The organism is Serratia silvae (assembly GCF_023282985.1).
GTDB lineage: Bacteria > Pseudomonadota > Gammaproteobacteria > Enterobacterales > Enterobacteriaceae > Chania > Chania silvae.
Map to the genome: position 1 here is coordinate 57643 of NZ_JAGQDC010000015.1, position 25104 is coordinate 82746.

27 protein-coding genes and 1 pseudogene are annotated in these 25104 nt (G+C 54.4%); 10 read left to right on the plus strand and 18 right to left on the minus strand.

Going from position 1 to position 25104, the window contains the following annotated elements; genetic code table 11:
• Window positions 1–64 precede the first annotated feature (64 nt).
• The 7 genes and pseudogenes from KAJ71_RS17150 to cpxP all read right to left on the minus strand — a co-directional run bounded on the left by KAJ71_RS17150 (window position 65) and on the right by cpxP (window position 5820).
• Window positions 65–1054 carry a sulfate ABC transporter substrate-binding protein gene (locus tag KAJ71_RS17150; RefSeq protein WP_248946835.1) on the minus strand — a complete coding sequence of 330 codons (990 nt, stop codon included), beginning with the start codon at window positions 1052–1054 and terminating at the stop codon, window positions 65–67.
• A gap of 193 nt (window positions 1055–1247) precedes the next feature.
• On the minus strand, window positions 1248–2210 hold the full coding sequence (gene pfkA, locus KAJ71_RS17155) for a 6-phosphofructokinase (protein ID WP_021181876.1): 963 nt from the start codon (window positions 2208–2210) through the stop codon (window positions 1248–1250).
• A 222-nt stretch (window positions 2211–2432) separates the two neighbouring features.
• Window positions 2433–3335, minus strand: coding sequence for a CDF family cation-efflux transporter FieF (gene fieF, locus KAJ71_RS17160; protein WP_248946836.1), 903 nt, complete (start codon window positions 3333–3335; stop codon window positions 2433–2435).
• 131 nt (window positions 3336–3466) lie between these two features.
• The gene (locus KAJ71_RS17165) at window positions 3467–3826 is read right to left on the minus strand and encodes a type II toxin-antitoxin system HicB family antitoxin (protein WP_248946895.1); all 360 of its coding nucleotides are present in this window, start codon (window positions 3824–3826) and stop codon (window positions 3467–3469) included.
• A 3-nt stretch (window positions 3827–3829) separates the two neighbouring features.
• Window positions 3830–4099, minus strand: a pseudogene (locus tag KAJ71_RS17170) (type II toxin-antitoxin system HicA family toxin); the annotation flags it as partial.
• A gap of 299 nt (window positions 4100–4398) precedes the next feature.
• Entirely contained in the window at window positions 4399–4890 is a 492-nt protein-coding gene (locus KAJ71_RS17175) for an OB-fold protein (protein WP_248946837.1), read from the minus strand.
• Window positions 4891–5325: 435 nt separating this feature from the next.
• Window positions 5326–5820 carry a cell-envelope stress modulator CpxP gene (gene cpxP / locus KAJ71_RS17180; protein WP_248946838.1) on the minus strand — a complete coding sequence of 165 codons (495 nt, stop codon included), beginning with the start codon at window positions 5818–5820 and terminating at the stop codon, window positions 5326–5328.
• A 149-nt stretch (window positions 5821–5969) separates the two neighbouring features.
• Here cpxP and cpxR point away from each other — a divergent pair, with 149 nt between their 5' ends.
• The 4 genes from cpxR to rhaT all read left to right on the plus strand — a co-directional run bounded on the left by cpxR (window position 5970) and on the right by rhaT (window position 9816).
• Entirely contained in the window at window positions 5970–6668 is a 699-nt protein-coding gene (cpxR, locus tag KAJ71_RS17185; RefSeq protein WP_248946839.1) for an envelope stress response regulator transcription factor CpxR, read from the plus strand.
• Window positions 6665–8035, plus strand: coding sequence for an envelope stress sensor histidine kinase CpxA (gene cpxA, locus KAJ71_RS17190; protein WP_248946840.1), 1371 nt, complete (start codon window positions 6665–6667; stop codon window positions 8033–8035). The genes cpxR and cpxA overlap by 4 nt, the downstream gene beginning before the upstream one ends.
• Window positions 8036–8092: 57 nt before the next feature.
• Window positions 8093–8566, plus strand: coding sequence for a tRNA (uridine(34)/cytosine(34)/5-carboxymethylaminomethyluridine(34)-2'-O)-methyltransferase TrmL (gene trmL / locus KAJ71_RS17195; RefSeq protein WP_248946841.1), 474 nt, complete (start codon window positions 8093–8095; stop codon window positions 8564–8566).
• Between the two features lie 215 nt (window positions 8567–8781).
• Window positions 8782–9816: an L-rhamnose/proton symporter RhaT gene (gene rhaT / locus KAJ71_RS17200; RefSeq protein ID WP_248946842.1), complete on the plus strand. Its 1035-nt coding sequence runs from the start codon at window positions 8782–8784 to the stop codon at window positions 9814–9816.
• 7 nt (window positions 9817–9823) lie between these two features.
• On the opposite strand, the gene rhaR is transcribed toward rhaT, so the two are convergent.
• Window positions 9824–10663, minus strand: a complete 840-nt coding sequence (rhaR, locus tag KAJ71_RS17205; RefSeq protein ID WP_248946843.1) for an HTH-type transcriptional activator RhaR — start codon at window positions 10661–10663, stop codon at window positions 9824–9826.
• 85 nt (window positions 10664–10748) lie between these two features.
• Window positions 10749–11570 (minus strand): HTH-type transcriptional activator RhaS, encoded by an 822-nt coding sequence (gene rhaS / locus KAJ71_RS17210; protein WP_248946844.1) that lies wholly within the window; start codon window positions 11568–11570, stop codon window positions 10749–10751.
• Window positions 11571–11947: 377 nt separating this feature from the next.
• Between rhaS and rhaB the strand changes: the two genes are divergently transcribed.
• The 5 genes from rhaB to rhaM all read left to right on the plus strand — a co-directional run bounded on the left by rhaB (window position 11948) and on the right by rhaM (window position 16998).
• Window positions 11948–13363, plus strand: a complete 1416-nt coding sequence (rhaB, locus tag KAJ71_RS17215; protein WP_248946896.1) for a rhamnulokinase — start codon at window positions 11948–11950, stop codon at window positions 13361–13363.
• Complete coding sequence (locus tag KAJ71_RS17220) at window positions 13360–14616, plus strand: L-rhamnose isomerase (protein WP_248946845.1); 1257 nt, start codon at window positions 13360–13362, stop codon at window positions 14614–14616. Before rhaB ends, KAJ71_RS17220 begins: the two co-directional genes overlap by 4 nt.
• 10 nt (window positions 14617–14626) lie before the next feature.
• Window positions 14627–15451, plus strand: a complete 825-nt coding sequence (rhaD, locus tag KAJ71_RS17225) for a rhamnulose-1-phosphate aldolase (protein ID WP_248946846.1) — start codon at window positions 14627–14629, stop codon at window positions 15449–15451.
• 67 nt (window positions 15452–15518) lie between these two features.
• The gene (gene fucO / locus KAJ71_RS17230) at window positions 15519–16667 is read left to right on the plus strand and encodes a lactaldehyde reductase (protein WP_248946847.1); all 1149 of its coding nucleotides are present in this window, start codon (window positions 15519–15521) and stop codon (window positions 16665–16667) included.
• A gap of 16 nt (window positions 16668–16683) precedes the next feature.
• Window positions 16684–16998: an L-rhamnose mutarotase gene (gene rhaM, locus KAJ71_RS17235; RefSeq protein WP_248946848.1), complete on the plus strand. Its 315-nt coding sequence runs from the start codon at window positions 16684–16686 to the stop codon at window positions 16996–16998.
• A 174-nt stretch (window positions 16999–17172) separates the two neighbouring features.
• On the opposite strand, the gene KAJ71_RS17240 is transcribed toward rhaM, so the two are convergent.
• From KAJ71_RS17240 to KAJ71_RS17280, 9 genes are all read right to left on the minus strand, one after another.
• Window positions 17173–17628 carry a GNAT family N-acetyltransferase gene (locus KAJ71_RS17240; RefSeq protein WP_024482896.1) on the minus strand — a complete coding sequence of 152 codons (456 nt, stop codon included), beginning with the start codon at window positions 17626–17628 and terminating at the stop codon, window positions 17173–17175.
• Window positions 17629–17727: 99 nt separating this feature from the next.
• A complete protein-coding gene (gene pdxR / locus KAJ71_RS17245; protein ID WP_248946849.1) occupies window positions 17728–19233 on the minus strand; it encodes a MocR-like pyridoxine biosynthesis transcription factor PdxR in 1506 nt (501 codons plus the stop codon).
• Between the two features lie 40 nt (window positions 19234–19273).
• On the minus strand, window positions 19274–19555 hold the full coding sequence (locus KAJ71_RS17250) for a helix-turn-helix domain-containing protein (protein WP_024482898.1): 282 nt from the start codon (window positions 19553–19555) through the stop codon (window positions 19274–19276).
• Window positions 19542–19865, minus strand: a complete 324-nt coding sequence (locus KAJ71_RS17255) for a type II toxin-antitoxin system RelE/ParE family toxin (protein WP_024482899.1) — start codon at window positions 19863–19865, stop codon at window positions 19542–19544. The genes KAJ71_RS17250 and KAJ71_RS17255 overlap by 14 nt, the downstream gene beginning before the upstream one ends.
• Window positions 19866–20050: 185 nt before the next feature.
• The gene (gene cysE / locus KAJ71_RS17260; protein ID WP_021181867.1) at window positions 20051–20872 is read right to left on the minus strand and encodes a serine O-acetyltransferase; all 822 of its coding nucleotides are present in this window, start codon (window positions 20870–20872) and stop codon (window positions 20051–20053) included.
• A gap of 98 nt (window positions 20873–20970) precedes the next feature.
• Window positions 20971–21990, minus strand: coding sequence for an NAD(P)H-dependent glycerol-3-phosphate dehydrogenase (gpsA, locus tag KAJ71_RS17265; RefSeq protein ID WP_024482901.1), 1020 nt, complete (start codon window positions 21988–21990; stop codon window positions 20971–20973).
• The gene (gene secB / locus KAJ71_RS17270) at window positions 21990–22460 is read right to left on the minus strand and encodes a protein-export chaperone SecB (protein ID WP_248946850.1); all 471 of its coding nucleotides are present in this window, start codon (window positions 22458–22460) and stop codon (window positions 21990–21992) included. The genes gpsA and secB overlap by 1 nt, the downstream gene beginning before the upstream one ends.
• Window positions 22461–22543: 83 nt before the next feature.
• A complete protein-coding gene (gene grxC / locus KAJ71_RS17275; protein WP_024482902.1) occupies window positions 22544–22792 on the minus strand; it encodes a glutaredoxin 3 in 249 nt (82 codons plus the stop codon).
• A 26-nt stretch (window positions 22793–22818) separates the two neighbouring features.
• Window positions 22819–23253, minus strand: a complete 435-nt coding sequence (locus tag KAJ71_RS17280) for a rhodanese-like domain-containing protein (protein ID WP_248946851.1) — start codon at window positions 23251–23253, stop codon at window positions 22819–22821.
• Window positions 23254–23556: 303 nt separating this feature from the next.
• Between KAJ71_RS17280 and gpmM the strand changes: the two genes are divergently transcribed.
• Complete coding sequence (gene gpmM, locus KAJ71_RS17285) at window positions 23557–25101, plus strand: 2,3-bisphosphoglycerate-independent phosphoglycerate mutase (RefSeq protein ID WP_248946852.1); 1545 nt, start codon at window positions 23557–23559, stop codon at window positions 25099–25101.
• The last annotated feature ends 3 nt before the right edge of the window (window positions 25102–25104 follow it).

Genomic DNA, 25104 nt, shown 5'->3' on the forward strand with positions numbered 1-25104 from the left:
TTCTATCCGGCCTGAATAACAAAACCCCGGCTTGCCGGGGTTTTTTATGGCCAAAATGTGGCGATCAGCGCTTGCTGATTTCGTCAAATATCCCGCCGGTGGCAAAGTGTACCTTCTGCGCTTCAGTCCAGCCGCCAAAAGTATCATCCACGGTGAACAGCTTCAGTTTTGGGAACTGCTCGGCAAATTTGGCTGCAGTGGCTGCGTCACGCGGACGGTAGTAGTTCTTGGCCGCAATGGTCTGCCCTTCCGGTGAATACAGATACTTCAGGTAAGCCGTGGCCACATCACGGGTGCCGCGCTTATCAACGACCTTATCCACCACCGATACCGTCGGTTCGGCCAGAATGGATTCGCTCGGGGTGATGATTTCAAACTTGTCTTTGCCCAGCTCTTTCTCTGCCAGCAAGGCTTCGTTTTCCCAGGCGATCAGCACATCGCCGATACCGCGTTCAACGAAGGTATTGGTTGCGCCACGCGCGCCGGAATCCAGCACTTCCACATTGCGGTACAGTTCTTTAACGAACTCCTGAGCCTTGGCTTTATCGCCACTGTTCTGGTGCAGAGCATAGCCCCAGGCAGCCAGATAGTTCCAACGAGCACCGCCAGAGGTTTTCGGATTCGGGGTAATAACCGATACGCCGGGCTTCACCAGGTCAGCCCAATCATGGATCTGTTTTGGGTTGCCCTTACGCACCAGGAAAACGATGGTCGAGGTATAAGGTGCTGAGTTGTCCGGCAAGCGCTTGATCCACGCTTTATCAATGCGACCACGCTCGGCAATGGCGTCTACGTCGTAAGCCAACGCCAGCGTGACTACATCCGCTTCGATGCCATTAATTACCGAGGTCGCCTGCTTGCCGGAACCGCCGTGTGACTGACGCACGGTAACCCGATCACCGGTCTGCTGCTGCCAATACTTACCAAACGCCGTGTTATATTCTTGGTAGAACTCACGCGTTGGATCGTATGAGACGTTCAGCAGCTGAATATCTTTCGCTATGGCTCCCGATGCCAACAGCAGTAAAGTCAGACCCACACCCCATTTTTGCATTGCCGTTCCCCCAGAAAATGACGCAACCTCAAGCGGTTGATTTAGCATCAAAGCCTGCCAGAAACTTCCCTCACAATTAAAGAATAAAAAATGTGGTACTAGACCATTCTGGAATATAGCGATCACAGACAAAAAAAGCCTCCCAAACGGAGGCTCCAGATTGATGACCAAGTGGCAATGCTGCGGGGCGGATTTAGTACAGCTTTTTCGCCGTTTCCAACCAGTCACCTTTGAACGGACGCTTCATGTTTTCAATCGCGTCAACGATGTCGTGGTGCACCATCTTCTCGTTCTGGATCCCTACGCAGCGGCCACCGTAACCTTGCAGCAGCAGGTCGATGGAATAAGCACCCATGCGGGAAGCCAGAATACGATCATAGGCAACAGGTGAACCACCACGCTGAATGTGACCCAATACGGTCGCACGGGTTTCACGCTTGGTTTCCTGCTCGATATGGCGTGCCAGTTCGTCGATATCACAGATATGCTCGGTGATCGCCACGATGGCGTGCTTTTTACCTTTGGCGATCCCGGCTTTGATTTCGTCAACCAGATCGTCACGGCTGAATTCGATTTCCGGCAGGACGATAAATTCACAACCACCGGCAATGGCCGCCGCCAGGGTCAGGTCGCCACAGTAACGCCCCATCACTTCTACGATGGAGATACGTTGGTGCGATGAAGAGGTATCGCGCAAGCGGTCAATGGCTTCCACCACGGTTTCCAGCGCGGTGAAGTAACCGATGGTATAGTCGGTGCCTGCAACGTCGTTATCGATGGTGCCAGGCAAACCGATGCAAGGGAAGCCCTCTTCGGTCAGGCGCTTCGCACCCATATACGAACCGTCACCGCCGATCACCACCAGCGCATCAATGCCGCGGTTCTTCAGGTTTTCAATCGCCTTGGCGCGCACGCTGTCATCCCTGAACTCTGGAAAACGCGCAGAACCCAAGAAGGTACCGCCGCGATTGATCATGTCAGACACGCTATAGCGGTCTAATTGCTCCATGCGATCTTCGTACAAACCAAGGTAGCCATCGTAAATACCAAATACTTCCAGACCTTCTGTGAGCGCAGCACGCACAACGCCACGAATGGCAGCGTTCATACCTGGGGCGTCACCGCCGCTCGTCAGTACACCGATTTTCTTGATCATGACTACCTCTGAACTGTAGATGCAATTTCTTAAGAATTCTGTATTCGCCGACTCACCGGGCGGCGCAAAACCAGCTTTACGGCTTTTATTACTGGATATTATAACAAAAACACCCAGCTGAATTGATTCAGGTCACGCAACATCAAGGAAAAAAATCCACATGGCACGGCGTGCTAACACCGTGATTTCTCAATCCACCCAACATTGACCTATGTCTGTTGATTATAGTTCCCAATGCCCCTGTCGGCCCTGAGGAACAACAGAACAGGGATCTTGGTGAATAATCACGTCGGCTCCAGGAAAACGATGCAACAATGCCTGCTCCACCTGTTCTGCCAGAATATGCGCCTGCATCAACGGCAGGGCGTCTTCCATTTCCAGATGCAACTGGATAAACCGCGTTGGTCCAGACTGCCGCGTACGCAGATCGTGCGCACCTTTCACACCCGGCCAAGACGACACCACATCGATAATTGCCTGACGCTCTTCATCCGGCAAGGCGCGATCCAGCAGGGACTGCACCGCCTCGTACCCCATACGCAGCGCGCTATAGAGAATATAAACCCCAATGCCCAGGGCAAACAGCGCGTCCGCACGGTGAAATCCGTACCAGCTTAGCCCAAGTGCTATCAAAATAGCACCATTCATCATCACATCTGACTGATAATGCAGCATATCGGCACGTACCGCCTGGCTGCGCGTTTTTCTGACTACCCAGCGCTGATAGGTCACCAGGATGAGAGTGCTAATCAACGCAATGATAGTCACTGCTATCCCAATACCCGGCGAATTCAGGGGCTGTGGGGAATACAGATGCTGGAAGCCGGTCAAGAACAGGAACAGGGCAGAACCGGAGATAAACATGCTTTGCGCCAGCGCCGCCAGAGACTCGGCCTTGCCGTGACCGAATGTATGCTCTTCATCAGCTGGCTGCAACGAGTAGCGCACCACCAGCAGGTTGGTTAACGATGCGGCAATATCCACCAACGAATCCACCAAAGCTGCCAACAGGCTGACCGAGCCGGTGAGATACCAGGCAACGACCTTGATCAGCAGTAGAACGGAGGCCATCCCGGTGGCGGCTAAAGCAGCGGACTGCACCAACCGCGCGTATTGCTGTTCCATAAAAAACCCCAACCAAAGTTTATCGACTTCAGTATAACGGAATGTCAGGCAAAAAAAGTCCCGCCATGATGACGGGACGATCGGGAAATCCAACAATAACTACTTCGTCAGCAGGGTGTTGCCCTTATTAGTTATGCAAGCTTCATCCGTTCATTTAGGGCTTCGACAATAAACGCGTTAATGGAAACCTGATGCTCGGCGGCAGCCAAGGTTAAACGCTCGCCAAAGGATTCGGGATAGCGCAAGGTGAAGGTTTTAATTTTTTCTTCGCGCACATAGGGTTCGATCCCGTTCTGAAGACAATCCTGTAGGTATTCACGCAGTGAAATCTCACCTTCGGTCTGTAGCCCGGAGATGCTGTCTGCCACAAAATCACAATACCCAGACAGGCCGAGAAATTTACCCCTGAATGAGCGCAGCTCAGGAATATAGCTGATGATTGCAGGTTGCCCGGCAATCATCATGGTGTTTGGTATGTTGCAGACTTTCATAAGCTTACTCCTAAAACTCTCTAACCATTCCCGTAAACTGACTACCGCGCCTTTATCAGTATCCGGTGACGGATGCGGGCGGTGGAATCTAGCAAGGCTCCCTTGTAACAAGAACCTTACCCGAGATCCATTACCCTGTTTTACTTCTCCCCCCAAAGCCACTATCAAAGATTCTATGCTTTTCCATTTAATACCGGACGGTGGCGGAGTGGTGAATACCTGTTGCAGGGTTTCTCTCTGCTTTTTCCGTAAAGCCTCAACCTTGCTTTTCATACCTCATCCTTGACTTCGCATAATGAAGTCATTTTACGCTTCACAGCCATGAAGTCAAATAATGAAGTCACTCATCAGCTACTCAAGGGAAGAGTGGGATGCTATCTGCCCCTCAACACCAGAGTGTCAATGAGCAACGACCTCGTGTCTAAAAGCTGGGGAATACTTGGTCTTAAAAACGGCTCTCTTACTCGTTAGTTATTCAACTTTCGGGGGGGCAGTTCAACTGTTGGGGCTTTCTTAGGATACAAAAAAGCCAAACCGTAGGCTGACTGTGATGATCTTAGCTTATTGGTGAGTTACTGAAACACGCAAGATCTACCGGATGGGCTACCAATAATACGGGACATTCTTTCACAAATGATGGTCACTTTCTGGCCCTTTTTTAAGTTTATCGCAGCGCCTTTTTGAGAATTCTTCATCCCCATTAAAGCAGGCATAAACTGGTTATTTGTTTTCAGGTGGATCACTACGGAGCCAGTGAAATCTTTATCGATTGATTGAACAATGCCGGTAACAGCAATTAATTTCCCCTTCATCTGCTCATCAATAGCAACCTCATTCTCCTCGTATGCGTTGAAAAGCTTATTGGCTGTTGTCTGGAAAATCTCTTTCTCAGGCTTGGCGCTTCTCTTTTGACTGCTGGTTTTCGCTTCTGATGGTACTGCCGCTGATGATACCGGTGCTGATGTTACCGGTGCTGATGATTGGTCTTCACCTTTTCCAGAGAAATGCCCAATAATAATCAATGCAATAAATATATATAACATCCATTTCAATAACTTTTTCATATGTATTCCTTTAAGAAAGTTTATATTTACGGGGGTAGGCGATTCTATTAAATAAATTTACAGAATTCTAGGTTCCGTGTTGTCGTTTGCCATCGCTATGTAACCTGGCTGCACCTAGACTGGCTAACGATCGCCCACCACTCAGCCGTCGCCAGACCGCGGTAAAAGAGCCGCAGGTAAAGCAAATGGATGCTTTTTAAAACATCAAGTTAACCAAATAATGAGTCGCGCCGGCTGTCCGATTTTTTACATAACGTTGCAATCCATTGCACGCAGTGCAAGACCGGCAGCACGTCAAAACTCCAGATAGGGTGTAGGGTGGTGGTGGGTGGTTGTGCTTATCCGTAACGCGCCATACCCGGCGCACATAAAAAAAACCCCCTCATCATGAGGGGGAAGACAGGGATGGTGTCTATGGCAAGGAAAAACAGGGGGTTACTCAATCATACTCAACTTCTGGGCAGAAGTTTGCTGCAAACCAGAAATCTGTTGCTTCATCAGCTGCACACGCTGCTGATGCTTCTGGTCTAAAACACTTTTTTGCTCTGGCGTCAGCAGGTTATACATTTGGTTGCGTACCCGGGCCATTTCGACCTGGCGCTTAACCTGTTCCTGGGCCATTTTTTCCGCCTGGGCCTGCACGGCGGCTTCATCAAATTTATCTGCGGTGACCAGCTTATGCATGGTTTCCACTTCGTCTACATTAACACCAGGCAGATCGTAACGGGCCTGGCGCATCAAATCGCGCATTTGCTGGCGTTGCTGCTCACTCAAGCGGACGCCGTCGAACATGTGATTCTGGCCAAGCGCTCTCAACAGTGCATCATTAGCAGGAGGTTGGGCAGTTTCCGGTGTAGTATCAGCAGCAAAGGCAGCGGTAGAACCTAATGCCAATATTGATGCCATAACTACTGCGGTCACCTTAACCATTTTTACTCCTCGAGCTTTCTCACTTTGCGAATCAACGAGGAGCAGTGTATCGCTGCACCTGCAAACATGCGTCAGTGCATGTAAAACTACGTAAAGTCATGGAATGGCAACAGTTGATGACGTATTTTGCGTCAGGAGGTAAATCACTTATGAATAAAATTCTGTTAGTTGACGACGACCGCGAGCTCACCTCGCTGCTGAAAGAACTGCTTGAAATGGAAGGCTTTAACATCGTCGTGGCCCACGACGGTGAACAGGCGTTGTCGTTACTGGACAGCTCCATCGATCTGCTGTTGCTCGATATCATGATGCCGAAGAAAAACGGTATCGATACGCTGAAAGAATTGCGTCAGCACCACCAGACGCCAGTGATCATGCTAACCGCTCGCGGCAGCGAATTAGACCGGGTACTTGGCCTGGAACTGGGCGCGGACGACTACCTGGCAAAACCTTTTAACGATCGCGAACTGGTTGCCCGCATCCGGGCCATTCTGCGCCGTTCCAACTGGAGCGAACAGCAGCAGAATGTGGATACCAGCGCACCTACGCTGGACGTTGACGGCCTGCAACTGAACCCTGGCCGCCAGGAAGCCAGCTTCGACGGGCAAGTGCTGGATCTGACGGGCACCGAATTTACCCTGTTATATCTGCTGGCACAGCATCTCGGCCAGGTAGTTTCCCGTGAACTCCTCAGCCAGGAAGTGCTGGGCAAACGCCTGACACCGTTCGATCGCGCCATTGATATGCATATCTCCAACCTGCGGCGCAAACTGCCGGATCGCAAAGACGGGCATCCTTGGTTCAAAACCCTGCGCGGACGGGGCTATTTGATGGTATCTGCAGCATGATCAACAGCTTGACGGCACGCATCTTCGCCATTTTCTGGTTCACATTAGCTCTGGTGCTGATGTTGGTGTTGATGGTGCCCAAACTCGACTCCCGCCAAATGACCACGCTGTTGGAAAGCGAACAGCGGCAGGGGTTGATGCTGGAACAGCACGTCGAAGCCGAACTGCAAAACGATCCGGCCAACGACCTGATGTGGTGGCGCCGCCTGTTCCGCGCCATCGAAAAATGGGCACCGCCGGGCCAGCGTCTGTTGTTGGTGACCAGCGAAGGGCGAGTGATCGGCGCACAGCGCAACGAAATGCAGATCGTACGCAACTTTATCGGCCAGTCGGACAACTCAGACCAACCGCAAAAGAAAAAATATGGCCGCGTCGAGCTGGTTGGCCCGTTCTCGGTGCGCGATGGTGAAGACAGCTATCAGCTGTACCTGATCCGCCCGGCCAACAGCTCGCAGTCCGATTTTATCAACCTGATGTTCGACCGGCCGCTGCTGTTGCTGATCGTCACCATGTTGATCAGCGCCCCGCTGTTGCTGTGGCTGGCCTGGAGCCTGGCTAAACCGGCGCGTAAGCTGAAAAACGCCGCCGATGATGTGGCTCGTGGCAACCTCAAACAGCACCCAGAGTTGGAAGCCGGGCCGCAGGAATTCCTAGCCACCGGGGCCAGTTTCAACCAGATGATCAGCGCACTCGAAAGGATGATGACGGCCCAGCAACGGCTGATTTCCGATATCTCCCACGAATTGCGTACCCCGTTAACGCGCCTACAGCTGGCAACCGCCTTGATGCGCCGCCGCCACGGCGAAGGCCATGAACTGGCGCGTATCGAAACCGAAGCCCAACGGCTGGATTCGATGATTAACGATCTGCTGTTGCTATCCCGTGGCCAACAGAAAAGCGAGCTGGTACGCGAACTGCTGAAAGCTAGCGAACTGTGGGCCGACGTGCTGGACAACGCCAGTTTCGAAGCCGAACAGATGGGCAAACAACTGGAGGTCACCTCCCCTCCTGGCCCATGGACGATTTACGGTAACGCAGGAGCCCTGGACAGCGCGCTGGAGAATATTGTTCGTAATGCCCTGCGTTACTCCAATACGCGTATCGCGGTGGCATTCAGCGCCGATAATCAGGGGATCACCATCGTGGTGGACGATGATGGCCCTGGCGTCAGCCCAGAAGATCGTGAACAGATTTTCCGGCCGTTCTATCGCACCGATGAAGCACGCGATCGCCAATCCGGCGGCACCGGGCTGGGTTTGGCCATCGTCGAATCCGCCGTCAATCAACATCGCGGCTGGGTGAAAGCGGAAGACAGCCCGCTAGGTGGCCTGCGCCTGGTGTTGTGGTTGCCGCTGCATCAGCGTTAATCGCCAGCACCCAAAGATTTTGCTATCCTGCGCCCCTCGTCATGAGGGGCTTTTTACATGCTGAATATCGTTTTATTTGAACCTGAAATTCCACCGAACACCGGCAACATCATCCGCCTGTGCGCCAACACCGGTTTCCAACTGCATCTGATCGAACCTATGGGCTTCCCGTGGGACGACAAACGCCTGCGCCGTGCCGGGTTGGATTATCATGAATTTGCCTGCATCAAGCGCCATGCCGACTATGCCGCCTTCCTCGCCAGCGAAAATCCACAGCGGCTGTTTGCTCTCACCACCAAAGGTACACCCGCGCACAGCGCGGTCAGCTATCAGGCTGGGGACTATCTGCTGTTCGGCCCGGAAACCCGTGGCCTCCCTGCCAGCATTCTGGATGCGTTGTCCGCACAGCAGAAGATCCGTATTCCCATGCAGGCCCAAAGTCGCAGCATGAACCTGTCCAACGCCGTTTCCGTAGTGGTTTATGAAGCCTGGCGCCAGCTGGGTTATGCGGGTGCGCAGCTCAAAGAATAACCCACATTGGGCGATCGCCTGCCAGCCAGACATCGCCCGACCGCCGCCCTGCCAAATTTGTGATCGTCAGCACCCACACCCGCTGAATTTTGCCATGCTCCCCCATCCTCCGGCAGCCAACCGAAGGTTCCTTCCCTGGTGCCTCTTTAGACTCCCTGTTCATCCGTGGTCTCTGCGTTCTACGTCACCGCGCTAACAACAACAAGGATAACAAGATGAACAACGCCATTCTGCTAGGGATACTCTGGCACCTGGTCGGGGCAGCCAGTGCGGCCTGCTTCTACGCGCCATTCAAACAGGTCAAAAACTGGTCTTGGGAAACCATGTGGTCGATCGGCGGTTTCGTTTCCTGGCTGATCCTGCCCTGGGCCATCAGCTATATGCTGCTGCCCGATTTTTGGCAGTATTACGGCTCATTCAGCATCGCCACCCTGCTGCCGGTGTTCCTGTTCGGCGCCATGTGGGGGATCGGTAATATCAACTATGGCCTGACCATGCGCTATCTCGGGATGTCGATGGGGATTGGTATCGCCATCGGCATCACGTTGATCATCGGTACGTTGATGACGCCGCTGTTGCAGGGCCGCTTTGAGCTGCTGTTCGGTACCGCCGGTGGTCGCCTGTCGCTGGTTGGAGTGTTTGTGGCGCTGATCGGCGTGGTGATCGTCAGCTATGCGGGCCTGCTGAAAGAGCGAGCCATGGGCATTCGCGCCGAGGAGTTCAACCTCAAAAAAGGGCTGGCGTTGGCGGTGATGTGCGGCATTTTCTCCGCCGGCATGTCCTTCGCCATGGACGCGGCCAAACCGATGCATGAAGCCGCCGGAGCACTGGGCATCGATCCGTTGTACGTTGCCCTGCCGAGCTATGTGGTGATTATGGGCGGCGGCGCGCTGATCAACCTGGGCTACTGCCTGATCCGCCTGGCTACCCTGAAGAATATCTCGGTGAAAGCCGATTTCTCGCTGCCGAAAAAACTGCTACTCGCCAACGTGCTGCTCTCAATGCTGGGCGGTCTGATGTGGTATCTGCAATTCTTCTTCTACGCCTGGGGCCACGCCAAGATCCCGGCACAATACGACTACATGAGCTGGATGCTGCACATGAGCTTCTACGTGCTGTGCGGCGGCATCGTCGGGCTACTGCTGAAAGAGTGGAAATGCGGGAGCAGAAAGCCGGTGGCGGTACTGTGCCTCGGTTGCCTGGTGATCATCCTGGCGGCCAACATTGTCGGCCTTGGCATGGCAGCCTGAGGACGAGCTAGCCAATAAACCGCTGGCGATACTCACGCGGAGTCATTCCGGCCTCGCGCGTGAATACTACGGAAAAGTAGTTACTGTCTTCAAACCCGCATCGGGCGGCAACATCGCTGATGCGGTATTCGCTACGGCGTAGCAGACGTTTGGCCTGGCATAAACGGAGCTGGCGCAGATAGTGGTTGATAGTCATGCCGGTTTGCTGGCGGAACAACAGCTTCAACGCCCGTTCGGTAAGCTGGTGACGTTGGCAAAATGCCGGTAGGTCAAAATCGCCGTCGATGCCGCTTTGCAACGCCGCCATCAACAAGTCCAACTGTTCCCCATCCGGCAACATATGCACGCAGTCCACCGCATAGCGATAGCGTTTGATCACGATCGCCAACTGCAGCAACAAAGCCTCCGTCAATTGGATCGATAACGAATCGGTTTTACGGCTCTCCTGGGAAAGCTGGGCAATAATCGGCCGGGCCTGCACCATGCCTTGGGTAGAGAGCCGCCAGTAGCGCTCGCTGGTGGTATCAAACGGCGGCAGCAGGCTTTCCCACTGTGCATTCAACCGCAGGCGCTCTGGGCAATAGATAATATTATCCAGCACCAGATCGTGTACCGACTCGTAGCTATGACAATCGCTGGCACGGATATAAAAAATATCCCCACAGGTGATCCGGTAAGGGCGATCATTCAGCACGTGCAGGCCATTGCCCCGCCAAACGATAACAATCTCGCAAAACTGGTGAGTATGCGTGGCAAATCCCATCTGGGGATAGCGCTCTGCCACAGCCACCGGCATCTGTTCAGAGGGCAGGTAATCGCGGCTCTCTAACAGTAATGTCTCCCTCATCTCACACCTTTCCTATTTGGCACGACTGGGCATTATTGCCGAACCCACGGCGAGGAAAATTGACGCACTCGTGATTTTCACGCTGCTAGCGCATACCTCGTAGCGCACGGGGTGGGCAGGTAAACTCACGTTTGAACAGGGTAGAAAAATGGTTGCTGTCGCCGAAACCACAGCGAAAAGCGATATCGGTGATGCTGCTATCGCTGTGGCACAGCATATGGCGAGCCTGTAGCAAACGCAGGTGGGTCAGATAGCGCTGTGGCGTCATGTTGGTGTGCTGTTTCAGCTGCCGGTGTAGCGTACGCAGCGGGATGGCAAAGCGATCAGCCAGTTCTGACCATTCAATCGATTCAGCATAGTGGCCCTGTAGCCAGTCCAACAACTGATGCAAACGCCCTTCCTGATCGTCCCCCTGGCGCGCCAGGCAGCCCTGCCACAGCTGCACCAGCAGTTGCATGAACACGCTTTCATGCAGCGCAATCTCTTCTGGCCGCTCACCTGCAGGAGCCGCCACCAGCAGCGCAATCAACCCCTTGACCTGTTGCAGCACTTGCTGGCTGATGCGCCAATGGGCCGGGTAGACACCATCGGCCTCACGCGGCAGGAACTGCTCCACGCCGGAGACAAAGCGGAAGGCATCCGGCGCCCGGAACAGGATATTGGTCAGGATCAGGCCGTCGGTCTGTTCAAACAAGTGGCGATCGTGATCGCGCACAAAACAGACGCAGCCACTGTTCAAGGTATAAGGGTTGCCATTAAATACATGCACCCCCGCCCCCTGTTCGACAATCACAATTTCGTAAAAATCATGGTGATGTTCTGGAAAAGCCTGCTGCGGCTCGCGGGGTTCGATCACCACGGGCGCACTACAGGAAGGGAAAAAATCACTACTGTGCAATAGGTTCATCTTGCCCCCCGGAGCTTTGGCGCGGCGGGATTACCGCGCAACGTCGGTTATCGATAGTAAGAGAAGCGTCCGGTAACAAACCTTAAGGTTTTGACCGAAAAGTGCGCTAAAGCTGCGCGTTTTTTAAGAAAGCCGTAGCAATGTTGAGAAATGCGTACAAGGTCACAACCGGGCGAAAACCGGCCCGAGTCGCAAACTGTGAGCTACTTCACCTTTACCTTTGCCATTTTGCCAATCCCCCTCTGGCGTTGGCAGTGGCGAGAAGGCCCGGGCAGCGGCAACTTCCTACACTGCTCGCATCAAGCAATCACGGGCTTTCTCTCATGACTATTCGCAATACTGTCGCCATCGACCTTGGAGCCTCCAGTGGACGTGTGATGCTGGCGAGCTATCAACCAGAGCAGCAACAACTCAAGCTGCGTGAAGTCAGCCGCTTCACCAACCGTTTGCAGCACCGGGCAGGGCAAGACTGCTGGGATCTGGATGCGCTGGAAGGCAACATCCGTCAGGCGCTGGCGCAGCTTGATGCAGAAGGCATTCGCCTTGATAGCATCGGCATCGATACCTGGGGCGTGGATTTTGTGCTGTTGGATGCCCAAGGTGAGCGGGTCGGCCAGGCCGTTTCTTACCGTGATGCCCGCACCCAGGGGCTGATGGCAACAGCCCAGCAGGATTTGGGCCGCAGCAATATCTATCAACGCACCGGCATTCAATTCCTGCCTTTCAATACGTTGTACCAACTGCGTGCCCTGCGCGAACAGCAGCCAGAACTGTTAGATCGCGTGGCTCACCTGCTGCTGATCCCGGATTACCTGCACTTTCGCCTGACGGGGGAGCTGAACTGGGAATACACCAATGCCAGCACCACCCAGCTCCTGAATATTGAAAGCGATCAATGGGATGAGGAACTGTTGGCCTGGGCCGGGGTACCTGCCAGCTGGTTTGGCAAACCGACACCGCCAGGCAACCGTGTGGGCTATTGGACCAGCGCCAGTGGTCAGCAGATCCCGGTGATTGCCGTGGCAACGCACGACACCGCCAGCGCGGTACTTGCCACGCCATTACAAGACGCCAATGCCGCCTACCTCAGCTCCGGCACCTGGTCATTGATGGGCATCGAAAGCCCGATCCCGGTGGTTCACCCGGCGTCATTGGCGGCCAATATCACCAATGAGGGCGGCGCAACGGGCTATCGCGTGCTGAAAAACATCATGGGCCTGTGGCTGCTGCAACGCGCTACTCAGGAATTGAACATCAGCGATCTGCCTGCCCTGATCGCTCAGGCGGCCCAACAGCCAGCCTGCCGTTCATTGGTGAATCCCAACGACGACCGCTTTATCAACCCGGCCAACATGTGCCAAACCATTCAGGACAGCTGCCGCGAGCGCGGGATGCCGGTGCCGGAAACCGCAGCCCAACTGGTGCGTTGTATCTTCGACAGCCTCGCCATGCTCTACCGCCAGGTCGCGCAGAAGTTGGCGACGATGCATGGCCGCCCGCTCAGCCATCTGCATATCGTCGGCGGCGGCAGCCAGAACCATTTTCTTAATCAGCTGTGTGCCGATGCCTGCGGGCTAGCCATCAGCGCCGGGCCAATCGAAGCCTCAACCCTGGGCAACGTCGGCTGCCAGTTGATGGCCTTGGACGCCGTCAGCGACATTGGGCAATTCCGCCGCATCGTGGCACGAAACTTCCCACTACAACACTTTACCCCTCGCGACAATCCAGACTTTGCCGCCCACTGGTCGCAATTTCAGTCGTTGAGTCAATTACCTAAGGAACTTTGCATATGAAAAGCTCGATCAATCAAGCTTGGGAACTGGCAAAACAGCGCTTTGCTGCCGTTGGCGTAGACGTTGAAGCCGCGATTAGCGCAATGGAAACCCTGCCAGTGTCGATGCACTGCTGGCAAGGTGATGACGTGGCCGGGTTCGAAAATCCGGAAGGCTCCCTGACTGGCGGCATTCAGGCCACCGGCAACTACCCGGGTAAAGCGCGCAACGCCAAAGAGCTGCGGGCCGATCTGGAGCAGGCGCTGGCGCTGATCCCTGGCCCAAAACGCCTGAACCTGCACGCGATCTATCTGGAGTCTGATACGCCAGTAGCCCGTAACAAAATTGAGCCACGCCATTTTAAAAACTGGGTGGAATGGGCCAAACAGCACCACCTGGGTCTGGATTTCAACCCGTCGTGCTTCTCACACCCGCTGAGCGCCGACGGCTTCACGCTTTCTCACGCCAACCCGGAAATCCGTCAGTTCTGGATTGAACATTGCCAAGCCAGCCGCCGCGTCTCCGCTTATTTTGGCGAACAGCTCGGTACGCCTTCGGTGATGAACATCTGGATCCCGGACGGCATGAAAGACACGCCGATCGATCGCCTGGCACCGCGCCAACGTCTATTAAGTGCGCTGGACGAAGTGATTAGCGAAAAACTCGACCCGGCACACCATATCGACGCGGTGGAAAGCAAGCTGTTCGGGATTGGCGCAGAGAGCTACACCGTGGGTTCCAATGAGTTTTATCTCGGCTATGCCACCAGCCGCCAGACCGCACTTTGTCTGGATGCAGGCCACTTCCATCCGACCGAAGTGATTTCCGACAAGATCTCCAGCGCCATGCTGTATGTACCGCGCCTGCTACTGCACGTTAGCCGCCCGGTGCGCTGGGACAGCGACCACGTAGTGCTGCTGGACGACGAAACACAAGCCATCGCCGGTGAGATCGTGCGCAACAACCTGTTCAACCGCGTCCACATCGGCCTGGACTTCTTCGACGCCTCCATCAACCGCATCGCCGCCTGGGTGATCGGCACCCGCAACATGAAGAAAGCCCTGCTGCGTGCGCTGCTGGAACCAACCGAGATGCTGCGCAAGATTGAAGAGAACGGCGATTACACCGCCCGTCTGGCCTTGCTGGAAGAACAGAAATGCCTGCCGTGGCAAGCCGTGTGGGAAACCTACTGCCAACGTAATGATGTCCCGGCCGATGCCAGCTGGCTCAACAACGTACGTAACTACGAACAACAGATCCTCAGCCAACGTTAAGGGTAGCGCAATGCAACAGATAGTTTCTTCCTGGTTCGTCCAGGGCATGATCAAAGCCACCAGCGATATGTGGCTCAAAGGCTGGGATGAACGCAACGGCGGCAACGTCAGCCTGCGGCTTTTGGCGGAAGATGTTGAGCCTTTCCGTAGCGACTTCGTGGCCGAGCCGCGCTGCGTAGAGCTGACGCAACCGGCAACCGAGCTGGCCAACTGCTGGTTCCTGGTCACCGGTTCAGGTAAGTTCTTCCGCAACGTGCAGTTGGCACCGCAAGAGAATCTGGTGCTGTTGCAACTGAACCACAACGGCACCGCCTACCACATCCACTGGGGGCTTTCGAAAGGAGGGTTGCCGACCTCGGAACTGGCGGCGCATTTCCAATCGCACATCGTGCGTATGAACGTTACCTCTGGCCGTGATCGCGTCATCATGCACTGCCATGCTACCAACCTGATCGCTCTGAGCTTTGTGCAGGAACTGGACAACGCCAGCTTCACCCGCCTGTTGTGGGAAGGCAGCACCGAGTGCCTGGTGGTGTTCCCAGACGGCATCGGCATCGTGCCCTGGATGGTGCCAGGAACCGACGGCATCGGCACCCAGACCGCCGAACAGATGCAGGAACACAGCCTGGTGCTGTGGCCGTTCCACGGCATTTTCGGCTCTGGCCCAACGTTGGACGACGCTTTCGGCCTGATCGACACCGCAGAAAAATCGGCCGAGATCATGGTGAAAGTGCTGTCGATGGGTGGCAAGAAGCAAACCATTTCCGGCAGCCAACTGACGGCGCTGGCCAAACGTTTCGGCGTGACGCCACTGGCCGCCGCGCTCAAGGATTGAGACATCGGTGCCCTGCGTCCGCTACGGCGGGCGCATCACAACGGTTTCTCATTTCAGGAGCAATATCATGAGTTTCATGCTGGCATTACCGAAAATCAGTTTGCACGGCTGCGGCGCCATTGAAGATATGGTCAAGCTGCTGGCGCAGAAGCAATGGGGTAAGGCGCTGATCGTCACCGACGGTCAACTGGTTGAGCTCGGCCTGCTGGAAGGCCTATTCAATGCCATGCAGCAGCATGCGCTGCCTTATGCCATGTTCAATGAGGTGTTCCCCAACCCTACTGAAGAACTGGTGCAACAGGGCTGGCAAACGTTCAAACAGCAGCAGTGCGACTATCTGATTGCCTTCGGCGGCGGCAGCCCAATCGATACCGCCAAGGCGATCAAAATCCTGACCGGCAACCCTGGCCCCTCTACCGCCTATTCCGGCGTTGGCAAAGTCAAACATCCGGGCGTAGCCTTGGTGGCCATCAATACCACTGCGGGCACCGCAGCCGAGATGACCAGCAACGCGGTGATCATCGACAGCCTGCGCCACGTCAAAGAAGTGATCATCGACACCAACATCATCCCTGACATCGCCGTGGACGACCCACAGGTGATGTTGGATATTCCCGCCAGCGTAACTGCCGCCACCGGTATGGACGCGCTGACCCACGCGGTGGAAGCCTATGTTTCCGTGGGCGCTCACCCGCTGACCGATCACTCGGCGCTGGAAGCCATCCGCCTGATTAGCAACTGGCTGCCTGCCGCTGTAGATGACGGCAAAAACCTGCAAGCGCGGGAAATGATGGCCTATGGGCAATATCTGGCGGGGATGGCGTTCAACAGTGCCGGGCTTGGCCTGGTGCACGCATTGGCTCACCAACCGGGTGCGACCCACAATCTGCCGCACGGCGTCTGCAATGCCATCCTGCTGCCGGTAATCGAAGAGTTTAACCGCCCGAATGCCGTGGTTCGCTTTGCCCGTATTGCGCAGGCAATGGGGGCGGACACGCAAGGCATAAACGAAGAACAGGCCAGCCATCTGGCGATAGCCGCCATTCGCGCACTTTCGCTGCGCGTAGGTATCCCGGCAGGCTTCTCGGCCCTGGGTATCAAGGAAGCCGATATCGAAGGCTGGTTGGATAAAGCGCTGGCTGACCCATGCGCCCCTTGCAACCCACGCACGGCAGATCGCGAACAGGTTCGTGCGCTGTATTTAGCCGCGCTGTGACCCTTAAGGAAACCCTATGATCCGTAAAGCTTTTGTGATGCAGGTAAACCCGGACGCGCATGCCGAATACCAACAGCGTCACAACCCGATCTGGCCAGAGCTGGAACAGGTGCTGAAGGAGCACGGTGCACACCACTATTCCATCTTCCTGGACGAAGCACGCAACCTGCTGTTTGGCTATGTGGAGATTGAATCTGAAGAACGTTGGGATGCTGTGGCCAACACCGCCGTCTGCCAGCGCTGGTGGCAGCATATGGGCGATGTGATGCCGAGCAATCCCGATCATAGCCCGGTCAGCTCACCGTTACGTGAAGTGTTTTATCTAGATTAATATACCCGTCGTCTTTCAAGCTGTAGCGTTGTTACCTGCACTATCTCACCCCAGTCACTTACTAAACGTAAGCTCCTGGGGATGAGATAGCTTGTCGCCTAGCTACAACTTGAAATCCATAGGGTATAAAATAGGGAGTAGTTAAATCCCGTCGCCTTATTTTTTAACGCCGTGTTATTTCTTGCTATAAATAATAAATGAAGTTCTTTGGCCGATTTTATCGTACAGCGAACGGGCAGAGGAGTTAAACTCCTGGGTCATCCAGTAAACGCGGCTTGACTCTCTCACTTCCGCCTGTTGATAAGCTTCATTAAATAAGCTCTCTGCCACGTTTTGTCCCCGCGCACTTTTATCAACGAACAGATCCTCAATATAACAATAGTTTTTATCACTCCAGGTCGAGGCGTGATAAACCAAATGCATAAAGCCGAGGATCTGCCCCTGATCGTTAACGGCGACCAAGCCGACCAAATCCTGTTTTTGGCACAGGCGGATAAAGGTTTTTTCGGTGATTTCGGCGCTGACATCGGCACGATAAAAGTGCAGATACTGCTGCCACAGATGTTCCCAATCCGCTCTATCTGAAGCGATTATGTCCCTAATGGTAACGCCATTTTTAGTCATCAACATAGTCCTACCCCTGCATGTTCAAAGTGGCGCAAGTATAGGCGATGCCATAGGGCGGGGTTAATGGACCAATCCGCTATAGATACCGGACCATTTCAGCGGCTAATTATCCATCTCGTTTAAACAGCGCGTTAGCAACTGGGAAAACTGCTCAACGTTATAGGCTATCTCAATAGGATCCAGAGCCGCGAAACCCAGCAACCAGCCAGATAAGGGAATATCTGCAGTACAAAACTCGGAAAGGCTTCTCAGGGTTAAATTATACTCAGAAGCACGATAGGCAACAGCTTGCTCAAGCAGTTTATTTTCCACCAGGCAGAGTATTTGCAAGCCGCAGTTAGGCACAATAACCTTCACCTTTAAGCCACAGTGCTTGTTGATCTCGTTAATAAACAGCGCCGCACGGGATGAATATATTTTCTTCATGGTCAGGACATGTTCTCGGTAATGTCCCTGCATAATGAATTTTGCCAGCGTGCGCTGAGCGATCCCCGAAACCTGGCTGTCCGTATTCGCTCGTGCGGCGGTCATGGGTTTTACCAGCGATGCTGGCAGCACCATATAAGCCACATGCAGATCCGGGAACAGGGTTTTACTGAAGGTGCCCATATAAATGGTGCGCTGATGGGGGTCTAACCCCTGCAAACAGGCCGTCGCAATGCCTTGGTAATGAAACTCGCTGTCGTAGTCATCTTCAATGATCCACATATCCCGAGCTTTGGCCGCCTCAATTAATGCCAACCGCCTGGCCAGCGAAAGTGCTCGCCCGGTCGGATATTGGTTGGAAGGGGTGACATAGACAAATTTGCCGTTAACCTGAGAGCGAATGATTTCATCGGTACAGATCCCCTGCTCATCCACGGTAATCGGGATAGGCGTTAGCTGGGCCGCCCGGAAGGCCTTAATCGCACCGGTATACCCCGGATTTTCGATAAAGACGCTATCGTCAGCATCCGCCAGGACCTGCGCACATAAAGACAGCGACTGCTGCGTACTGCTCACAATCAGAATTCGATCGGCCTGCGCCTTCACGCCCCGCTCGGCCAGCAGGAAATCGCAAATCGCCTCCCGCAGGTGAATATTACCCTGCAAGTTGCTGCCCGCCGAGATAGACAGCCCCTCTTCTTTGACGGTTTGCTGATATAGCCTGAGCCAAGTATGGATCGGGAAATTACGGGTTTCAGGCATGCCCGGGCTAAATGCCCGCTGCTGGGACAGGTTGCCTGGTTCAGGCCTGGTATGCTGTGACGATCTCCGGCTCAATGTGAGCTGGCCGCCAGAGGGTGCAGCTGAGTGCTCGCTAGTCAGGCCCAGCAAAGGTTGCTGTCTTTGCGCGACAAAGCTTCCCCGCCCCACTTCTCTGCAAACGTATCCCTCAGTTTCCAGCGCCGTATAACAGTTCTCGATGGTCCCTCGGGATAACTGCAATGAGGCTGCCAACGCACGGCTGGCCGGTAAACGTTGCCCGGTGATGAACTCGCCCTGCTGGATCATCGTCTTGAAAGCAGCGGCCAGAGCCGTAGTTAATGAAACTTCGGGGACTGTTTGCTTGGCGAGGTTTTTTTGCAGCAAGAGAGTCTGGAGCTGCTTTTCGGTCAGGCGGTTCAAGGCGCAGCTCCACGGAGAGAGAAAATAACGCTGTCGTTTATCAGAAGGAAATCGTCACATGATCAATACCGCAAGCTTTTGCATAGCGAGCAATGGTTTCAACGCTCGATTTCGTTACGTTGTTTTCCATTCTGCTGACTGTTGAAGCATTCACACCCATTGCCTTTGCGACTTGTGCACTAGTAAGTCCTGCGATATTTCGCCACTCTGCCAAGGTTGCCTGCAAACGCTCTTTGCGCATTTCATCCTCAATCGCAGCCTTAAACTCGCTGTTTTCCATCATCTCGGCCTGAACTTGCGAATGTGTTTTATACTTTGTCATTGATCATTTCCTCCAGTCGCTGCATGGCCAGATCTATCTCATTTCTTGGTGTTTTTGGCGTCTTTTTAATAAAAATTCTGAGCATAAAGATCCTCTCACCCTTCTGATAAACCCACATGCCACGTGCGATATCTTTGCCCATGGAACGGATCTCATAGAGTCCATTACCTAGGGGCTTTGTATCTGGTTCTCTCAGTTGTCGCGGATCACTTTCAAGCTTGCTGATAATCCGGGACAGTTTTGCCGCAACGGTCGGGGGCAACGCCTTCAATTCCTTTTCCGCTTCGTAGTGATAGATTACTGTAAACATCTTTCCATCCCTGTGTCTTTGCCACTATTGCACTATAATGCAACTTGCATTGTAGTGCAATTTCCATGTCTTTCTTCAGGAGGGCACACAGGGATAAACCGGTATGTGATTTTGTTTCCACATGCCGGTTTACAAGGGGTTTAGTGGGTATTAGAGATAATTAGCAATAACGACTGAAAAGCTATTCAGATACCGTCGCCATACTCAAACCCGTGATTGGCACCGTTGAAGTACTGGTCCATATCCATCGATGGCGTATCGCTTTCCGGGCGGCCAACAATACGTGCGGGCACGCCTGCGGCGGTGGTATGTGGTGGCACGGGTTGCAGCACCACGGAACCGGCACCGATCTTGGCCCCTTTCCCCACTTCGATATTGCCGAGGATTTTAGCCCCCGCGCCAATCATCACGCCTTCGCGGATTTTAGGGTGGCGATCGCCGCTGGTTTTGCCCGTCCCGCCCAGAGTTACCGACTGCAGGATAGAGACATTATTCTCTACCACGGCGGTCTCACCGATCACAATGCCGGTAGCGTGGTCGAGCATGATGCCACAGCCGATGGTGGCTGCCGGGTGAATGTCCACCCCAAAGGCGACAGAGATTTGATTTTGCAGGTAGATCGCCAATGCCTGGCGCCCCTGCATCCACAACCAATGGCCGATGCGGTAAGCCTGCAAGGCATGGAAACCTTTCAGATACAGCAGCGGCGTTGAATATTTATCTACTGCGGGGTCGCGCAGCCGCACCGCCAGAATATCGCGGGCCGCTGAAACGATCATTTGAGCGTCGGAACGATAGGCGTCTTCCACCACCTCACGCACGGCAATCGCCGGCATGATCGGATTGGCCAGTTTGTTCGCCAGAATATAGCTGAGCGCACTGCCCAGATTTTCATGCTTGAGCAAGGTTGCGTGGAAAAAGCTAGCCAGCATCGGTTCACAATCTGCCAGCGCTCTCGCCTCTGATTTAATGCTGCTCCAGACCTGTTCTAACTCTTCTGACGACATCGCTTCCTCTCTACCAAAACAGACTACCCCGCCTGATCCCGGCAGGGTAACCTAATCAAATTGTCGCGGTGCGATACATTGCTGCACCACAGCCAAGGTCAAGCACTGTGCTTTTCGTCTTTCTTGGTGCGCCCAAGCAGAGTTAACGCTGCCTCGCGGGCATTTTTATCACAGTACAGCACCTGATAGATCTGTTCGGTGATCGGCATTTCCACGCCAAAGCGCTGCGCCAGTGCCAATACCTCTTTGGTATTGCGATAGCCTTCAACCACCTGGCCGATGCTGTCCTGCGCTTCCTGCACGCCCTTGCCTTGCCCCAGCATAATACCGAAACGGCGGTTGCGCGATTGATTATCCGTGCAGGTTAACACCAGATCGCCCAACCCAGCCATGCCCATAAAGGTGGAAGGATCGGCACCCAATGCAGAGCCAAGGCGGCTCATTTCCGCCAGACCACGGGTAATCAATGCGGTGCGCGCGTTGGCACCAAAACCGATACCGTCGGACATACCGGCACCGATGGCAATCACGTTTTTCACCGCGCCGCCCAACTGTACCCCGATGAAATCCGGGTTGCTGTAAACGCGGAAGCTTTTGCCACAATGCAGCAGTTGCTGTAAATCTTCGGCAAACTGCTCGTCGGTGGCGGCGAGAGCGATCGCCGTTGGCAATCCGGCCGCCAGCTCTTTGGCAAACGTTGGCCCAGAAACAACCGCCAGTGGGATCGTATCCCCCAGCGCTTCGCGAGCCACGTCTTGCAACAGCCGCCCCGTTTCCGCTTCCAGACCTTTGGTCGCCCATACGATGCGGGCATCCGGGCGCAGATGAGGTTTCAGCTGACGCAATACGTCACCAAACACATGGCTAGGCACCACCACCAGCACATCACGGCTAGCCGCTAATGCACGAGCAAGATCGGTTTCGAGCAACAGGGTATCGGGGAAAGGGACGCCGGGAAGGAACGCCTGATTGCAGCGATCGCGCTGCATAATCTGGATCTGCTCGGGGTTATGCCCCCACAGCACTACCGGATGGCCATTACGCGCCAGCGTAATGGCTAAAGCGGTGCCGTACGAGCCGGCACCGATTACAGTCATTGAAGCATTGACGGTATTCATCAGGCATCCTGATGAGTTTCGGCACTTTCGCCTTCCGCCTGCTGCTGCAAATAGCTCATGAACAGCGCGTCAAAGTTTACCGGTGCCAGGTTCAACTGCGGGAAGGTACCGCGAGAAACCAGGCTGGTGATGCACTCACGCGCATACGGGAACAGGATGTTCGGGCAGTATGCACCCAGGCAATGTGCCAGCTGCGTACCTTCGATACCGGAGATAGAGAAGATACCTGCCTGCTGAACTTCACACAGGAATGCGGTTTCTTCACCCAGAGAGGCGGTAACGGTGACGCGCAGTACCACTTCGTAGACGTCGTCTGCCAAGTGGCTGGAAGCCGTATCCAGATCGAGCTTAACTTCTGGCTGCCATTCTTGCTGGAATACCTGCGGAGCGTTTGGCGCTTCGAATGAGATATCCTTGGTGTAAATGCGTTGGATCTGGAAAGCCATCTCTGTGCTGTTTTGTTCTGACATGTGTGTAATACCCTTGGTTAAATATCCTTATAGACACTCAGTGGTTGCAATACCCACATCTTGGCAGTGGGACCGCCGCTGGTTTACAGCAGCGGATCCAGCCCACCGCGAGCATCAAGTGCATGTAAATCATCACAGCCGCCAATATGTTGGCCGTCGATGAAAATCTGAGGCACGGTGGTTCGCCCACTGCGCGCAATCATTGCTTCGCGCTTGACGTTATCACCATCAATGGCAATCTCGCTAAACGCAGCTCCCTTGCTGTTCAGCAGCGCCTTGGCGCGATGACAGAACGGGCAGGTTGCCTTGGTGTAGATCTCAATGTTAGCCATGGAAACCCCTTCAACAATACTAAAATTTATTTGCCACGGGCCAACGGCAGGTTTTCCCCACTCCAGCCGGCAATGCCGTCTTTCAGGGTATAGACCTGCTCAAACCCGGCTTTGTTCAGGTTTTCTGCGGGTTCGCGCGAGGTGGTGCCATTGGCACAGACCACGATGACCGGCTGAGCCTTGTGTTTATCCAGTTCGCCGAAGCTGCCGGTTTTTATCTCGCTCGCCGTCAGGTTGATCGCGTTGGCGATATGGCCTCTGCGGAAATCATCACGGGTACGGGTGTCGACCACAACCGCATCTTCTTTATTAATCAATCGAGTAGCTTCACCGCGGGCGATCTCTTTAACCTTGGAGAAACGGCTCTTGAAGGTCATGACGATCACGGCAGCCAGCAGACCGACCCAAGCCAGACTAAGTATGGGGTGCCGGCTAACAAATTGCATAATTTCTTGCAGCATGGGGTGTAACAACTCCCGTCAGTTAAGGGAAAAATAAGTCAAGGTTTCAGAGTATACCTGCCGAATGCGTCAAATACAGCCAATAAGCAAACGGGAATGCAGAAACTGCGGAGTACACTGGAAAATTACCGTCATGACGTTGTGAAAGTCGAGGCTGTTCAGCGCATATTTGATCTCTTTGGGCTCTTTTTAGTCGGCCACATTGTAGTATCATCAGGTTTCGGAGGGTGAATAGCCATCATTCCAGCGCCAATGGGCTGATGGCTATTCACAACTTAAAACGATCATAAAGAGGTTACTGCAATGTCGAGCAAGAAAAAGCCCATGGTACTGGTGATCCTGGACGGTTACGGCCACCGGGAAGAGCAACAGGACAACGCGATCCTGAACGCCAAAACGCCGGTCATGGACCGCCTGTGGCAACAACAGCCGCATACCCTGATTGCCGCTTCCGGTCTGGATGTCGGCCTGCCTGATGGCCAGATGGGTAACTCGGAAGTCGGTCACGTGAACCTGGGCGCTGGCCGCATCGTGTATCAGGACTTGACCCGCCTGGATAAAGAGATCAAAGACGGTGACTTCTTCACCAACGCAACGCTGACCAGCGCCGTCGATAAAGCCGTGAAGGCAGGCAAAGCGGTACACATCATGGGCCTGATGTCCCCTGGTGGCGTCCACAGCCATGAGGATCATATCCTGGCGATGATCAAACTGGCCGCACAACGCGGAGCCAAAGCAGTTTACCTGCATGCCTTCCTGGATGGACGTGACACACCACCGCGCAGTGCTGAAAAGTCACTGAAACGTTTCAGTGATGAATTTGCCACGCTAGGCGCTGGGCGTATCGCCACCATCATCGGCCGTTACTATGCGATGGATCGTGATAATCGTTGGGACCGCGTACAGCTGGCCTACGATCTGATGACCCAGGCCAAAGGTGAATACACTGCCGACAACGCCGTGGCCGCGCTGCAGGCTGCCTATGCCCGTGACGAAAACGACGAGTTCGTTAAACCGACCGTGATCCAGGCTGCGGGCGAAGCCAGCGCCGAGATGAACGACGGCGACGCGTTAATCTTCATGAACTTCCGTGCCGACCGTGCGCGCCAGATCACCCGCGCCTTCGTGAATGCCGATTTCGACGGCTTCCCACGTAGCAAAGTAGTTAAGTTCGGTGATTTTGTGATGCTGACCGAATACGCCGCCGACATCAAAACCGCCTGTGCCTATCCACCAGCCTCGCTGGCCAACACCTTCGGTGAGTGGCTGATGAAGCACGACAAAACCCAGCTGCGCATCTCGGAAACCGAAAAATACGCCCACGTCACCTTCTTCTATAACGGCGGCGTTGAAGAGCCGTTCAAAGGCGAAGATCGTATCCTGATCAACTCGCCAAAAGTGGCCACCTACGATTTACAGCCAGAAATGAGCTCCGCAGAGCTGACCGAGAAGCTGCTGGCAGCTATCCACAGCGGTAAATATGACGCCATCATCTGTAACTACCCGAACGGCGACATGGTTGGCCACACCGGTGTCTATGATGCGGCAGTCAAAGCGGTAGAAACGCTGGATAACTGTATTGAACAGGTCGTTGAAGCGGTGAAAGCCGTTGATGGCCAACTGCTGGTCACCGCCGATCACGGTAACGCCGAGCAAATGCGCGATCCGGCTACCGGCCAGGCGCACACAGCCCATACCAGCCTGCCGGTGCCATTGATCTATATCGGTAAAGCCGCCAAAGCGGTGGAAGGTGGCAAACTCTCCGACATTGCCCCAACCATGCTGTCACTGATGGGAATGGAAATCCCGCAAGAGATGACTGGTAAGCCGCTGTTCATCGTGGAATAATCC

Excerpts from the sequence above, each read along its gene's own strand:
- KAJ71_RS17175 (WP_248946837.1), bottom strand. The coding sequence starts at position 4,890 with ATGAAAAAGTTATTGAAATGGATGTTATATATATTTATTGCATTGATT.
- KAJ71_RS17255 (WP_024482899.1), bottom strand. The coding sequence starts at position 19,865 with ATGTTTACAGTAATCTATCACTACGAAGCGGAAAAGGAATTGAAGGCG.
- rhaM (WP_248946848.1), top strand. The coding sequence starts at position 16,684 with ATGATCCGTAAAGCTTTTGTGATGCAGGTAAACCCGGACGCGCATGCC.
- fieF (WP_248946836.1), bottom strand. The coding sequence starts at position 3,335 with ATGGAACAGCAATACGCGCGGTTGGTGCAGTCCGCTGCTTTAGCCGCC.
- rhaS (WP_248946844.1), bottom strand. The coding sequence starts at position 11,570 with ATGAACCTATTGCACAGTAGTGATTTTTTCCCTTCCTGTAGTGCGCCC.
- KAJ71_RS17250 (WP_024482898.1), bottom strand. The coding sequence starts at position 19,555 with ATGACAAAGTATAAAACACATTCGCAAGTTCAGGCCGAGATGATGGAA.
- KAJ71_RS17165 (WP_248946895.1), bottom strand. The coding sequence starts at position 3,826 with ATGAAAGTCTGCAACATACCAAACACCATGATGATTGCCGGGCAACCT.
- cpxR (WP_248946839.1), top strand. The coding sequence starts at position 5,970 with ATGAATAAAATTCTGTTAGTTGACGACGACCGCGAGCTCACCTCGCTG.
- KAJ71_RS17220 (WP_248946845.1), top strand. The coding sequence starts at position 13,360 with ATGAAAAGCTCGATCAATCAAGCTTGGGAACTGGCAAAACAGCGCTTT.
- cpxA (WP_248946840.1), top strand. The coding sequence starts at position 6,665 with ATGATCAACAGCTTGACGGCACGCATCTTCGCCATTTTCTGGTTCACA.
- secB (WP_248946850.1), bottom strand. The coding sequence starts at position 22,460 with ATGTCAGAACAAAACAGCACAGAGATGGCTTTCCAGATCCAACGCATT.
- rhaB (WP_248946896.1), top strand. The coding sequence starts at position 11,948 with ATGCTGGCGAGCTATCAACCAGAGCAGCAACAACTCAAGCTGCGTGAA.
- fucO (WP_248946847.1), top strand. The coding sequence starts at position 15,519 with ATGAGTTTCATGCTGGCATTACCGAAAATCAGTTTGCACGGCTGCGGC.
- KAJ71_RS17150 (WP_248946835.1), bottom strand. The coding sequence starts at position 1,054 with ATGCAAAAATGGGGTGTGGGTCTGACTTTACTGCTGTTGGCATCGGGA.
- grxC (WP_024482902.1), bottom strand. The coding sequence starts at position 22,792 with ATGGCTAACATTGAGATCTACACCAAGGCAACCTGCCCGTTCTGTCAT.
- cpxP (WP_248946838.1), bottom strand. The coding sequence starts at position 5,820 with ATGGTTAAGGTGACCGCAGTAGTTATGGCATCAATATTGGCATTAGGT.
- rhaT (WP_248946842.1), top strand. The coding sequence starts at position 8,782 with ATGAACAACGCCATTCTGCTAGGGATACTCTGGCACCTGGTCGGGGCA.
- KAJ71_RS17280 (WP_248946851.1), bottom strand. The coding sequence starts at position 23,253 with ATGCTGCAAGAAATTATGCAATTTGTTAGCCGGCACCCCATACTTAGT.
- gpsA (WP_024482901.1), bottom strand. The coding sequence starts at position 21,990 with ATGAATACCGTCAATGCTTCAATGACTGTAATCGGTGCCGGCTCGTAC.
- gpmM (WP_248946852.1), top strand. The coding sequence starts at position 23,557 with ATGTCGAGCAAGAAAAAGCCCATGGTACTGGTGATCCTGGACGGTTAC.
- rhaR (WP_248946843.1), bottom strand. The coding sequence starts at position 10,663 with ATGAGGGAGACATTACTGTTAGAGAGCCGCGATTACCTGCCCTCTGAA.
- KAJ71_RS17240 (WP_024482896.1), bottom strand. The coding sequence starts at position 17,628 with ATGTTGATGACTAAAAATGGCGTTACCATTAGGGACATAATCGCTTCA.
- cysE (WP_021181867.1), bottom strand. The coding sequence starts at position 20,872 with ATGTCGTCAGAAGAGTTAGAACAGGTCTGGAGCAGCATTAAATCAGAG.
- trmL (WP_248946841.1), top strand. The coding sequence starts at position 8,093 with ATGCTGAATATCGTTTTATTTGAACCTGAAATTCCACCGAACACCGGC.
- rhaD (WP_248946846.1), top strand. The coding sequence starts at position 14,627 with ATGCAACAGATAGTTTCTTCCTGGTTCGTCCAGGGCATGATCAAAGCC.
- pfkA (WP_021181876.1), bottom strand. The coding sequence starts at position 2,210 with ATGATCAAGAAAATCGGTGTACTGACGAGCGGCGGTGACGCCCCAGGT.